The 12529-nt window shown below is 72.5% G+C and carries 11 protein-coding genes and 1 pseudogene; 8 read left to right on the top strand and 4 right to left on the bottom strand.

Annotated features, from left to right (window positions below):
• The first annotated feature begins 142 nt into the window (after positions 1-142).
• The 6 genes and pseudogenes from AB0C02_RS23480 to sigJ all read left to right on the top strand — a co-directional run bounded on the left by AB0C02_RS23480 (position 143) and on the right by sigJ (position 5295).
• Positions 143-1159 (top strand): ArsR family transcriptional regulator, encoded by a 1017-nt coding sequence (locus tag AB0C02_RS23480; protein ID WP_357550939.1) that lies wholly within the window; start codon positions 143-145, stop codon positions 1157-1159.
• A gap of 60 nt (positions 1160-1219) precedes the next feature.
• Positions 1220-2230, top strand: a complete 1011-nt coding sequence (locus AB0C02_RS23475) for an ABC transporter ATP-binding protein (RefSeq protein ID WP_357550938.1) — start codon at positions 1220-1222, stop codon at positions 2228-2230.
• Positions 2227-3000, top strand: a complete 774-nt coding sequence (locus AB0C02_RS23470) for an ABC transporter permease (protein ID WP_357550937.1) — start codon at positions 2227-2229, stop codon at positions 2998-3000. Before AB0C02_RS23475 ends, AB0C02_RS23470 begins: the two co-directional genes overlap by 4 nt.
• Positions 3001-3011: 11 nt before the next feature.
• Positions 3012-3797, top strand: a complete 786-nt coding sequence (locus tag AB0C02_RS23465; RefSeq protein ID WP_357550936.1) for an ABC transporter permease — start codon at positions 3012-3014, stop codon at positions 3795-3797.
• 174 nt (positions 3798-3971) lie between these two features.
• A pseudogene (locus AB0C02_RS23460) lies at positions 3972-4382 on the top strand (carboxymuconolactone decarboxylase family protein); the annotation flags it as partial.
• A 25-nt stretch (positions 4383-4407) separates the two neighbouring features.
• Positions 4408-5295, top strand: a complete 888-nt coding sequence (gene sigJ / locus AB0C02_RS23455; protein ID WP_357550935.1) for an RNA polymerase sigma factor SigJ — start codon at positions 4408-4410, stop codon at positions 5293-5295.
• A 54-nt stretch (positions 5296-5349) separates the two neighbouring features.
• Here sigJ and ndk read toward each other — a convergent pair whose 3' ends face one another.
• Entirely contained in the window at positions 5350-5775 is a 426-nt protein-coding gene (ndk, locus tag AB0C02_RS23450; RefSeq protein WP_357550934.1) for a nucleoside-diphosphate kinase, read from the bottom strand.
• A gap of 233 nt (positions 5776-6008) precedes the next feature.
• Between ndk and AB0C02_RS23445 the strand changes: the two genes are divergently transcribed.
• Positions 6009-7253: a VOC family protein gene (locus AB0C02_RS23445; protein WP_357550933.1), complete on the top strand. Its 1245-nt coding sequence runs from the start codon at positions 6009-6011 to the stop codon at positions 7251-7253.
• 3 nt (positions 7254-7256) lie between these two features.
• Here the strand turns inward: AB0C02_RS23445 and AB0C02_RS23440 are convergent, their stop codons facing one another.
• The 3 genes from AB0C02_RS23440 to AB0C02_RS23430 are packed head-to-tail and all read right to left on the bottom strand — an operon-like array spanning position 7257 to position 11640.
• Entirely contained in the window at positions 7257-7694 is a 438-nt protein-coding gene (locus AB0C02_RS23440; RefSeq protein WP_357550932.1) for a DUF4233 domain-containing protein, read from the bottom strand.
• Positions 7691-9025 carry a folylpolyglutamate synthase/dihydrofolate synthase family protein gene (locus AB0C02_RS23435; RefSeq protein ID WP_357550931.1) on the bottom strand — a complete coding sequence of 445 codons (1335 nt, stop codon included), beginning with the start codon at positions 9023-9025 and terminating at the stop codon, positions 7691-7693. The genes AB0C02_RS23440 and AB0C02_RS23435 overlap by 4 nt, the downstream gene beginning before the upstream one ends.
• Entirely contained in the window at positions 9022-11640 is a 2619-nt protein-coding gene (locus tag AB0C02_RS23430) for a valine--tRNA ligase (protein ID WP_357550930.1), read from the bottom strand. Before AB0C02_RS23430 ends, AB0C02_RS23435 begins: the two co-directional genes overlap by 4 nt.
• 70 nt (positions 11641-11710) lie before the next feature.
• Between AB0C02_RS23430 and AB0C02_RS23425 the strand changes: the two genes are divergently transcribed.
• Entirely contained in the window at positions 11711-12388 is a 678-nt protein-coding gene (locus AB0C02_RS23425; RefSeq protein WP_357550929.1) for a hypothetical protein, read from the top strand.
• Positions 12389-12529: the final 141 nt, after the last annotated feature.

Below are 12529 nucleotides of genomic sequence, written 5' to 3'. Positions count from 1 at the left end.
CGGGCCGTCCCGTCCGGTTCTACTGGGCCGGTCACCCGGCTGTTCTTCCGGAGGCTCGCCGGTGATGGCCGGGTCGTCGCCTTTCGGTGGTCAAGGATACTCGACGCCTCCGGCCCACCGCCTCCGAGTAATCTCTCCCGCTGTGATCCGGATCGAGTTGGACGAGCCCACGCTGGCCCGCACCCGGATCGCCACCAGCCCGCTCTGGGAGGCGCTGACCAGCCTCTACCTGCTGAAGCGGCACCCGGCAGAGGTGCCCTGGCCGTACACCGGCTGGGCCCGGCACGCCCGCCGGGTGCTGGCCGAGGTGCCGGAGGCGGCGCCGGCCCGGCTGCTCACCGCCGCCGACCTGGCACCGGATTTCCTCACCCCGATCCCGCCGTCGCCGGCCCCCACGCTGGCCGAGGAGTTGGCCGCGCTGCGGGCCACCCCGGCCGAGGTGATCGCCGACCAGATCCCCCGCTACCACCACCCGGACGACCTGCCGGACTGGCTGCGCCCGTTCGTCACCGACCGGCAGGCCACGCTGGACCGGCTCGCCGACGGGATCGAGGCGTACTGGAACGCGGCCATCGCCCCGTGGTGGCCGGCGATGCGGGCGGCGCTCGACGAGGAGGTGCTGCACCGGGCCCGGGCCCTCGCCGCGGACGGCCCGGACGCGCTCCTGGCTGACCTGCACGAGCGGGTGCGCTGGGAACGGCCGGTGCTCACCCTGGTCAAATCCCTGGAGCAGAGCTTCCAGGCGTTGAACCAGCGACTGCTGCTGATCCCGCTGATCTTCTCCCGGGGCGCGCTGGCCTGCTCCACCGACCATCCGGAGATCGTCGCGGTGTCCTACCAGGCCCGTGGGGCGGTGGTGCTGGCCGAGGGCGGGCCCAGCCCGACGGCGGACGTTCCCGGCACCGACCGGCTGGCGATCCTGCTGGGCCGGGGTCGGGCCCAGGTGCTGCGGGCGCTGGCCCGACCGGCCACCACCGCCGGGCTCGCCGCCACCCTCGGGCTCGCCCCGAGCACCGTCTCCGAGCACCTCGCCGCGCTCTGCGCCGCCGGGGTGGTGCACCGCCGCCGGGTGGGCCGGCGGGTGCTGTACGGCCTGGAACCGGCCGGTCTGGCTCTGGTCACCCTGATCGGCGCCGACCCGGCGGCCGCCTCCGCCTGAGGATTCGGCGAGCGCCGAATTCGTTTCCCCACCCCGCCCGGCGTCCCTAGATTCCCCGCCATGAGCGAGTACGCGATCGAGGCGGCCGGGCTGCGCCGCACCTACCGCAGCCGTACCGGATGGTTACGACCCCAGCGCCGGGAGGTGGAGGCGGTCCGCGGCGTCGACCTGACGGTCGGCAACGGGGAGCTGTTCGGCCTGCTCGGACCGAACGGCGCCGGGAAGACCACCACCATCAAGCTGCTGAACACGCTGCTCATCCCGACCGCCGGCAGCGCCCGGATCTGCGGCCACGACGTGGTCACGCAGACCCGGGAGGTACGCCGGCGGATCGGGTACGTCTTCGGCGGCGACCGGGGCCTGTACGACCGGCTCTCCGCCCGGGACAACCTGCGCTACTTCGCCGAGCTGTACGGCGTGCCGGGGCGGGAGCAGCAGCGGCGGATCGCCGAGCTGCTGGCGCTGGTCCGCCTCGACGGCCGGGAGAACGAGCGGGTGGAGGGCTACTCCCGGGGCATGCGGCAGCGGCTGCACATCGCCCGTGGCCTGCTGCACCGGCCTCGGGTGCTCTTCCTCGACGAGCCGTCGATCGGGGTGGACCCGGTGGCCGCCCGGGAGCTGCGGCAGACCGTCGCCGACCTGGCCGCCACCGGCACCACCGTGCTGCTGACCACGCACTACATGGCCGAGGCCGACGAGCTGTGCGACCGGATCGCGGTGATCGCCAACGGCACCATCCAGGCCCTCGGCACCCCCGCCGAGCTGCGGCACCACGCCGACGGCCGGCAGGTGCTGGAGGTCGAGGCGTACGGGGTGAGCGACGCCCAGCTCGCCGCGATCCACGCCCTGCCCGGCGTACGCGAGGCGAGCGTGACCGTGACCGGGGCGGCACAGGTGCTGACCGTGCAGTCCGACGCGGGGGTGGACGTGCAGGCCGACGTGCTGCGCGAGCTGGACGGGGTCCGGCTGGGCCGGGTCAGCGCCCGCCAGCCCACCCTCGAGGACGCGTACGTGGCGATCGTCAACCGGGTGGCCGCCCCGGCACGCCCGGCCGAGGCGGTGCCGGCGTGAACCTGCTCCGCATGATCGGGGTGGGCCTGCTGCTGCACACCAAGCAGCTCAGCCGCTCCTCGTTCGAGATTGCCACCGCGCTGATCGTGCCGGTGGTGCAGGCCACCCTGGCGGTGTACCTGTTCCGGGCCGGCGGCGAGCCGGGCCGGCTGTTGGAGGCCGCCGTCGGCGCCGGCCTGATGGGAGTCTGGTCGGCGGTGCTGTTCGGCTCCGGCGGCGCGATCCAACGGCAGCGCTGGCAGGGCACCCTGGAGATGATCATGCTGGCGCCCCGCCCACCCGCGCTGATGATCCTGCCGATCACCCTGGCGACCGCGGTCACCGGCACGTACGCCATGCTCGCCACGCTGCTCTGGGGCCGGCTGCTGTACGGCATCCCGTTGGACTTCGCGCACCCGCTGCTCTTCCTGGTCGCGGTTCCGGGCTGCATCCTCGGGCTGGGCATGTTCGGCCTGCTGCTCGCCTCCACGTTCGTGCTGCTGCGCAACGCGAACGCGCTGACCAACACACTGGAGTACCCGATCTGGCTGGTCTCCGGGATGTTGGTGCCGATCACCGTGCTGCCCGGCTGGACCGGCCCGATCGCCGCCGCGCTGCCCACCACCTGGGGCGCCCGGGCGGTCCGCGAGGCCGCCACCGGCAGCGGGCCGGTCTGGCCGTCGCTGGGCATCTGCCTGGCGATCAGCCTCGGCTGCCTGGTCGCCGGCGCGCTGATGATGACGTACGTCGAGCGACGGGCCCGCGCCGCGGCGACCCTCGCGCTGACCTGAGAGGGACAACGATGGCACTCTTCCGGCTGATCGGCACCGGCGGCGTGATCGCCTACCGGGCCCTGTTCAACTGGACCACCCCAGCGATGTTCATCGGTTCGCTGCTGGTGGGCCCGATCTTCCAGCTGCTCTTCTTCGCGTACCTCGGGCGGCAGCTCGGGGTCGCCGACGACCGCTTCTACATCGTCGGCAACGCGGTGCTCGCCGCCTCGCTCTCCTGCGTCTTCGGTGGCACCATGGCGGTCGCCAACGAGCGGCGCTTCGGGACTCTCGGGCACGTGCTGCTCTCCCCGCGCAGCCGCACCGCCGTCTTCCTCGGCCGGGTCCTCCCGTACGCCGGGAACGGCCTGCTCATCGCGGCGAGCACGCTGACCGTCGGCGCGCTCCTGCTCGGCCTGCGAATACCCCTCGACGCCCTGCCCGGCCTGCTGGCGACCCTGGCGGTCGCCGCCCTGTCCTGCGGCTTCTTCGGCCTCACCCTGGGCGCGCTGGGACTGCGGTTCCGGGACGTGTGGGTGGTCTCCAACGTGTCGGTGGCGCTGCTGCTCCTGCTCACCGGGGTCAACGTTCCCGCCGCCGGGCTGCCCGGCGGGATGCGGGCGGCCGGCGAGGCCCTGCCGATCACCCACGCCGCCCAGGCCGCCCGCCACCTGGCAGCCGGCGACGGCTTCGCCGCCGCCGCACCGTCACTCGCCGCCGAGTTCACGGTCGGACTCGGCTACGCCCTCCTAGCCGCCGCCCTCCTCAAACTGTTCGAGGCCGAATCCCGCCGCCACGCCTCCCTCGACACCATGTAACCCCCCCCTCACCCTGTTGATCGTGAGGTTAGCGGCGCTGTCGATCTCTGCGGCTGCCGCCAACCTCATGATCAACAGGGGCTCGGACATGACGACGGTCACAGCGGGGGTTGTCACGTTCGGCGGGTGCGCGTCTGTCGTGGGGGTGGAAGCCGAGAGGAGAGGGAGGCGGCGATGAGGCGGATGGATCTGCCGGCGGTGGCGCCGGGGGCGTACCAGGCGGTGCGGGGGCTGGAGACGTACGTCCGGGAGAACCTGGACCACACCGTGCTGGAGCTGGTGAAGCTGCGGGCGTCGATGCTCAACGGCTGCGCGTTCTGCGTCGACATGCACAGCCGGGACGCGCTCGCGGCCGGCGAGTCCAGCCGACGACTGTTCGCCGTCGCCGCGTGGCGGGAGGCGCCCTTCTTCGATGAGCGGGAGCGGACCGCGCTGGCGCTGACCGACGCGGTCACCCGGCTCGGCGAGCACGGCGTGCCGGACGAGGTGTGGGACGCCGCGACGAAGGTCTGGTCGGAGAAGGAACTGGCCGACCTGCTCGTCGCGATCGCCACAATCAACGTGTGGAACCGGCTCGTGATCAGCACCCGGCGCAGCCACCGCTCGAGGTGTGACCACCATCGAGGCGGCACAGGCGGCCGGCGCGCTCACCGCGCACCGGCCGATGCTGCTCGGGCTGGCGTACCGGCTGCTCGGCAGCCTGCACGACGCCGAGGACGTGCTCCAGGAGGCGTACCTGCGCTGGCTGGACGTCGACCGGGAGTCGATCGCCGAGCCGCGCCGCTACCTGTCGCGCGTGGTGACCCGGCTGGCGCTGGACCGGCTGCGCGCCCGGCAGGCCGCCCGGGAGACGTACGTCGGGCCGTGGCTGCCCGAGCCGGTGCCCACCGGGACGGCCACGCCGCTGGGACCGCTGGACACTGTCGAGCTCCGCGAGACGCTCTCCAGCGCACTGCTGCACCTGCTGGAACGGCTCACCCCGCCCGAGCGCGCGGTGTATGTGCTGCACACCGCGTTCGCCCTGCCGTACGCCGAGATCGGCGACCTGCTGGACCGGTCGGCGGCGGACTGTCGGCAGCTGCACCACCGCGCGGCGGCGCGGCTCGCCGACGACCGGCGGCGCTTCACCGCGGGGCCAGCCGAGCAGCGGCGGCTGCTGAACGCCTTTCTGGCCGCGGCCCGCGACGGCGACCTGGCCCGGCTGACCGGCCTGGTCGCGGCCGACGCCACCGCCTGGACAGACGGCGGCGGCCGGGTACGCGCGGCCCGCAACCCGGTGCACGGCGCGGAGCGGATCGCCCGCTTCTTCGCCGGCGTCTACGGCCGCCGCCGGCCCGGCGTCACGGCGACGCCGGTCGAGCTGAACGGCGCGCCCGCGCTGCTGTTGCGCTGGCCGTCCGGGGTCCGCTACACGCTCGGCCTCACCGCCGCCGACGGCCGGATCACCGGCCTCTACCTGACAGCCAACCCGGACAAGCTGGCCGCCGTCCCCGGCTGAACACGCGCGACGGCCCCGGCCCCAGGACGGGGACCGGGGCCGTCGGCGAGGACGTCAGCCCAGCTCGGGGAACCAGAGGGCGATCTCCTGCTTGGCACTGTCGACCGAGTCGGAGGCGTGCACCAGGTTCTCCCGGTTGGACAGGGAGAGGTCACCCCGGATGGTGCCGGCGGCGGCCGCACGGCCGTCCGTGCTGCCGATCATCCCCCGGACCACGTCGATCACCTGGTCACCGGAGAGCACCAGGGCCACCAGTGGGCCACCGATCATGAACGCCTTCAGCGGCGGGTAGAACGCCTTGTCCACGTGCTCGGCGTAGTGCTGGTCGGCGAAGTCGCCGTCGATGGTCCGGGACACCAGCGCGTCGATCCGCAGGCCCTTGCGCTCGAACCGGGCGAGGATCTCGCCCACCAGACCACGGCGGACCGCGTCAGGCTTGATCAGTACGAGCGTGCGCTCATCCGGGCTGCTGCTGGACACGCTGGGTTCCTCCTGTACGCGCAAGCGGGTCGGGCTCGGTACCGCCAGCCTAGTGCGATGCCCATGAACGCTCACCGGAGGGCCACCCGAGGAGCAACGGCCTGGCGCGGCGGTGCTCCTTCCGTCGGTCGCCGATGAGGCCTAGCCTGGCCCTAGGGGCCTGCTTCACAAGGCTCTACCCGGCTTGCCGGGCCTGCCTTGTGAAACGAACCCTAGATTCTCGGAGGTCCACTGTGGCGAATGGCGGGAACCGACCCATCGCGCCGATACGCAAGCTGATCGCCACGGTGTTGGGCACCGTGGCCACGTTCATCGCGCTGTTCGGGCTGGGCATGACGAGCTGGGCAATCGTGGCCTTCGGCGTCGCGCTGCTGGTGCTGGCGGTCGCCCTGGCCACCGTGCGCGGCGGCGGGCGCGCCTGGGTCGTCGGTCTCGGCCACGTGCACACCGTCTCCGAGCCGCCCACCCAGTACGCCTTCGGCCGGTGCGAACTCCAGCTCGTGATCGACGCGCCCGGGTTTCCGCCCCGGTCCAAGAAGATCATCGAGCCACGGGTTTCGGTCGCCAAGTGGCCGTCGCTCGGTCAGGCGCTGCCCGTCCGGGTCGCCCTCAACGACCACCGGCACGTCCGCGTCCTCTGGGACGAGGTGCCCACCCAGGCCGAGATCGCCGCCGCGCTCGCCGACCTGCCGCCCGAGTACGCCGACGCCGAACCGGCCGACGAGGTGCTGATCGCGCAGGACGCACCGCCGTGGGCGGACCGCACCCCGGAGGACGACTTCCGCGACGACTTCCCGCCCGCGTCGGACCCGCTCCTCGACGACGCCACCATGCTGCCCGACGACCGCGAGCCGGTGGTGGTACACCAGCGCCCCGGCGGCCCGATGGTGCTGGAGGGCCAGCTCGTGGAGCCGGCGACCGGCGGCCCGCTGCCTCGTCGGGCCACCACCCCGGCGCAGCGTCCGCCCGTCGAGGAGCAGTTCGACCGGGTCGACCCGGTCGACGTGCCGCTGGACGAACCGGCCGCCGGGGCGGCGCCGACCCCGGAGGAACTGGACGAGGCGATCTTCGGGCCGGCCGGCGACGAGCCGGCCGAGGTGGCCCACCCGATCAGCGGAGTCGGGATCACCCTGCTCGTCACCGACCTGGACCGGTCCCTCGACTTCTACCGGGACCTCGGCTTCGCGGAACTCGACCGGGGCGCCGGCAACGCCGTTCTCACCTTCGGGGCGACCCGGCTGGTGCTACGCCAGGTCACCGGGGCCGTCCCGATCAGCCGCCGGCTGGTCCACGTCAACCTCGAGGTCGACGACATCCAGGCCGCCTACGAGCGGCTCCGCGGGGCGGGCGTGCGCTTCACGTACGCCCCGCGGGTGGTAAACCGGGGCACCAAGCTGGAGGTGTGGGCGGCGGCGTTCCGCGACCCGGACGGGCACGGCATCGCGCTCACCCAGTGGCGCACCCTCGCCGACGCCTGACGCTCAGCCGAGGATGACCCGCCGCACGTGCAGGGCGTACGCCCACACCAGGGCGAAGATGACCCCCAGCGCAAGCAGCGACCAGTGCAGCAGCCCGGCAAGCATCAGCAGGCCCTGCACCACCGTCCCGGCGTGCCAGGCCCACCGGCGTCCCATCTGGCCGGCGAGCACCACGCACGCGACCGCCAGCGAGACGATCACGGCGATGGCGGCGCCGCTGAGATGCCCGCCGACCAGCCGGATCGGCTGGATGGCCAGCAACAGCACCAGCGCCTCCAGCGCGAGCGTCCCCGCGCCGAGCCCGCGTACCGCCTTCTCCGGGTTGCGCAGCCCGGACCGCCGCTGCTCCGGCGGCGCGCCCGCCGCCGTCCGAGCGTCGTCCGTCCGAGCATCGTCCGACCGGCCCCCGGCTTCGGGGCGCCCCTGCGCCGGGCCGGTCATCGCTTGAGCAGCCGGCGAGCGTCGGCCACGGTCACCACCGATCCAGTGATCAGCACACCCACCCCGGCCAGCTCGCCGGGTACGTCGGACTCGGCCTCGGCGACGGCCGCCTCGATGGCGTCCGGCATCTCCTCGGCGACCTGCACCCGCTCCGGCCCGAAGACCTCCCGGGCCAGCGCAGCCAGGTCGTCGGCGGACAGCGCCCGGGACGAGCTGTTGCGGGTGACCACGATCGAGTCGAGCACCGGCTCCAGCAGCTCCAGCAGGCTGGCCACGTCCTTGTCACCGAGCACGGCGAGCACCCCGACCAGCTTGCTGAACGCGAACTCCTCCTGGAGCGCCGTCACCGTGGCGGTCATCCCGTGCGGGTTGTGCGCGCCGTCGAGCAGGATCGTCGGTGCCGTACGCACCTTCTCCAGCCGGCCCGGCGAGGTGGCCGAGGCGAAGCCCTCCCGGACCGTCTCAACGTCGAGCTGCCGCCGCGCTCCCGCCCCGAGGAAAGCCTCGACCGCGGCGAGCGCCACGGCCGCGTTCTGCGCCTGGTGCGCGCCGTGCAGCGGAATGAAGATCTCCTCGTACACGCCGCCGAGACCCTGGATGGTGAGCACCTGGCCGCCGACCGCCACCGCCCGGCGTAGCACGCCGAACTCGGCGCCCTCCCGGGCGACGGTCGCGCTGACCTCGGCGCAGCGCTCCAGGATCGGCCGGGCGGCCTCCTCCTCCTGCGCCGCCGCGATCACGGTGGCGCCGGCGTGGATGATGCCCGCCTTGTGCAGCGCGATGTCCTCGATGGTGTCGCCGAGCCACTCGGTGTGGTCCAGCCCGATCGGGGTGATCACCGCCACCCCGGCCTGGATCACGTTGGTCGCGTCCTCGGCGCCGCCGAGCCCCACCTCGACCACCGCGACGTCGACCGGGGCGTCGGCGAACGTGGCGAACGCCAGCGCGGTGGTCATGTCGAAGTACGTCAGCGGCTCCGCGGAACGCTGGTCGACCAGTTCGGCCAGCGGCGCCACCTCCCGGTACATGCCGACGAAGCGCTCCTCGCTGACCGCCTCCCCGTCCAGGCTGATCCGCTCCCGGACGGTCTCCAGGTGCGGGCTGGTGTAGCGGCCGGTGTGCAGCCCGAACGCCCGCAGCAGCGAGTCGATCATCCGGGCCGTCGAGGTCTTGCCGTTCGTGCCGGTCAGGTGAATCGACGGGTACGCCCGTTGCGGGCTGCCGAGCAGGTCGAGCAGGGTCTCGATCTTCTCCAGCTCGAAGTGCATGCGGGTGAAGCCGCGCTCGTTGAGCGCGGCTTCCACCGCGGCGAATTCGGTGCGATCGGTCACGAGTGCAGCGCCTCCAACGCGGCGTCGATCCGGACCAGATCCGCCTCGGCCACCGCAAGCCGCTCACGGATCTTCCCGACCACCTGCTCCGGGGCCTTGCCGACGAACGCCGGGTTGTCCAGCTTCGCCCGCGCCTGCGCGACCTCCTTCTCGGCGGCCGCCCGGTCCTTGGTGAGCCGGGCCCGCTCGGCCGCTACGTCGATCGAACCCCGGGTGTCCAGCGCGACGCTGACCTCGCCGGGCATGGCGAGGGTGGCGCTGGCCTGGAAGTCGTCGCCAGGCGCGTCGAGGCGGGCCAGCGACCGGATCAGCGGCTCGTGCGCCCCGATGCCCGCCGGCCCGAGGCCGTCGAGCCGGGCCGCCACCCGCTGCGTCGGCCGCAGCCCCTGATCCGAGCGGAACCGCCGGACCTCGGTCACCACCCGCTGCAGGGTGACGACCTCGCCCTCCGCGGCGTCATCAACGAGGGTACGGTCGGCCACCGGCCACGCGGCGGTCATCACCGTCTCCCCGCCGGTCAACGCCGTCCACAGCTCGTCGGTGACGAACGGGATCACCGGATGCAGCAGCCGCAGCAGCTGATCCAGCACGTGCCCGAGCACCCGCCGGGTGGCGTCCGCCGCCGGCCCGCCCTCGGCGAGCACCGGCTTGCTCAGCTCCACGTACCAGTCGCAGACGTCGTCCCAGGCGAAGTGGTACAGCAGGTCGCAGACCTTGGCGAACTCGTACGCCTCGAACTGCTCGTCCACCTCGGTGGTGACGTGCGCCAGCCGGGACAGGATCCACCGGTCGACCGTGGAGAGCTGCGCGCCGTCGGGCAGCGGGCCGTCGGTGTGCGCGCCGTTCATCAGCGCGAAACGGGTGGCGTTCCAGAGCTTGTTGCAGAAGTTGCGGGAGCCCTGGCACCACTCCTCGCTCACCGGCACATCCTGGCCGGGGTTGGCGCCCCGGGCCAGGGTGAACCGGGTGGCGTCGGCACCGAACCGGCCGATCCAGTCCAGCGGGTCGACCACGTTCCCGAACGACTTCGACATCTTCTTGCCGTGCTCGTCGCGGACCATGCCGTGCAGGGCGACCACGTCGAACGGCGGCCGGCCGTCCATCGCGTACAGGCCGAACATCATCATCCGGGCGACCCAGAAAAAGAGGATGTCGTACCCGGTGACCAACACGCTGGTCGGGTAGAACTTCGCCAGGTCCGGGGTCTGCTCGGGCCAGCCGAGGGTGGAGAACGGCCACAGGCCGCTGGAGAACCAGGTGTCGAGGACGTCCTCGTCCTGCCGCCAGCCCTCGCCCGTCGGCGGTTCCTCATCGGGCCCGACGCAGACGATCTCGCCGTCGGGGCCGTACCAGACCGGGATACGGTGCCCCCACCAGAGCTGCCGGGAGATGCACCAGTCGTGCATGTTGTCGACCCAGGCGAAGTAGCGCTTGGCCAACTCGGCCGGCTCGATCTTCACCCGGCCGTCGCGGACCGCGTCGCCGGCAGCCTTCGCCAGCGGCGCGGTGTTGACGAACCACTGCAACGACAGCCGCGGCTCGACCGTGGTCTTGCACCGCGAGCAGTGCCCCACCGCGTGCACGTACGGCCGCTTCTCGGCCACGATCAGGCCCTGCTCGCGGAGCGCGGCGACGATGGCCGGGCGGGCCTCGTACCGGTCGAGGCCCTCGAACGGGCCGGGAGCGGTGATGATGCCCCGCTCGTCCATGATCGTCAGCGCCGGCAGGTCGTGCCGCTGGCCGATCTCGAAGTCGTTCGGGTCGTGCGCCGGGGTCACCTTCACCATGCCGGTGCCGAAGCTCGGGTCCACGTGCTCGTCGGCGACGATCAGGATCCGTCGGTCGGTGAGCGGGACCGCCACCTCGGTGCCGATCAGGTGCTGGTAGCGCTCGTCGTCGGGGTGCACCGCGACCGCGGTGTCGCCGAGCATCGTCTCGGCACGGGTGGTGGCCACCACGACGTCGTCGCTGTAGCGGATCGAGACCAGCTCACCCTCGTCGTCGGTGTGCTCCACCTCGATGTCCGACAGGGCGGTGAGGCAGCGCGGGCACCAGTTGATGATCCGGTTCGCCCGGTAGATCAGCCCGTCGTCGAAGAGCTTCTTGAACATGGTCTGCACAGCCCGGGACAGGCCCTTGTCCATGGTGAAGCGCTCGCGGTCCCAGTCGACCGCGTCCCCGAGGCGCCGCATCTGACCCAGGATCGCGCCGCCGGACTCGGCCTTCCACTGCCAGACCCGCTCGACGAACTTCTCCCGGCCCAGGTCGTGGCGGGACAGCCCCTCGCCGGCGAGCTGCCGCTCGACCAGGTTCTGGGTGGCGATGCCGGCGTGGTCCATGCCGGGCAGCCAGAGCGCCTCGTAGCCCTGCATCCGCTTACGCCGGTTCAACGCGTCCATCAGGGTGTGCTCGAAGGCGTGCCCCATGTGCAGCGAGCCGGTCACGTTCGGCGGGGGGATGACGATGGTGAAGGGGGGCTTGTCGCTCTCCGCCGACGCCCGGAAGTGGCCGGCGGCTACCCACTGCTCGTACCGTCGCTGCTCTACCTCGCCGGGCTGGTACTGGCCGGCAAGGGTCGGGGCGTCGGGGCGTTGGGCATCCAGTCTCTCGGTCACCCGAGAAAGTCTACGGAGCGCTTCCGGAGACCTGACGTGCGCCACCTCCTGTTCGCGTACGGTGGCGAACATGTCCGACGCGCATCTCACCGAGCGTCCTGTCGAGGACGGCCCGGAGCCGGTCGACCTGACCGAGGAGCCGATCCAGCTGAGCCGCCGGGACCCGGCACCGGAGAGCGAGCGCCGCCCGGTCTCCCGCCGGCGCCGGATTGCGCTGACCACCGCGCTGGTCGTGGGCCTGGCCGGGGCGGGGACGCTCGGTGTCGGCGCCTGGCGGGTGCTGGCGCAGAAGGACACGCACCTGGACGCGCCGGAGACCGTCGCCGGGTTGACCCGAGACGACAGCGAGCAGGCCCGCAGCACCGCGGAGTATCTCCGCGACGGATTCGCGGCCGACATCGAGTTGGACCGGAGCTTCGGCACGGTCTACCGCGACCCGGCGGACGCGAAGCGGTCGGTGCTGATCTTCGGTGGCACCACCTTGCTCTGGCAGCCCGATCGGGATTTGAACAGCCTCTTCGGGCTGCTGATCGACGAGACCGGCAAGGTGACCGGCCTGCACGAGGTCGACGCCGGCCGCCTGGGCGGCGTGATGAAGTGCGGTACGACCAGCGGCGACGGCGGCGACTTCGCGGTCTGCGGCTGGGCCGACCACGGCAGCGTGGTGATGGCGATGTTCCCGGGCCGCTCGATGGACGACTCGGCCGCGCTGTTCCGTCAGCTCCGCGAGGGCATCCAGACCCGCTGACCGGCACTGCCTCTCAGGGTCGGCCCGCCGAATTTGCGAATGAAATGCAGTCAGGGGCACCCCGAAGGGTGCCCCTGACCGAAAGTTTGTCCGGCGGTGTCCTACTCTCCCACACCCTCCCGAGTGCAGTACCATCGGCGC

This window comes from Micromonospora sp. NPDC048999 (assembly GCF_040649295.1).
GTDB lineage: Bacteria > Actinomycetota > Actinomycetes > Mycobacteriales > Micromonosporaceae > Micromonospora.
The sequence above is the reverse complement of the archived record's forward strand: the minus strand, read 5'-3'. Positions and strand labels throughout refer to the sequence as shown.

Excerpts from the sequence above, each read along its gene's own strand:
- AB0C02_RS23475 (WP_357550938.1), top strand. The coding sequence starts at position 1,220 with ATGAGCGAGTACGCGATCGAGGCGGCCGGGCTGCGCCGCACCTACCGC.
- AB0C02_RS23465 (WP_357550936.1), top strand. The coding sequence starts at position 3,012 with ATGGCACTCTTCCGGCTGATCGGCACCGGCGGCGTGATCGCCTACCGG.
- AB0C02_RS23440 (WP_357550932.1), bottom strand. The coding sequence starts at position 7,694 with ATGACCGGCCCGGCGCAGGGGCGCCCCGAAGCCGGGGGCCGGTCGGAC.
- AB0C02_RS23425 (WP_357550929.1), top strand. The coding sequence starts at position 11,711 with ATGTCCGACGCGCATCTCACCGAGCGTCCTGTCGAGGACGGCCCGGAG.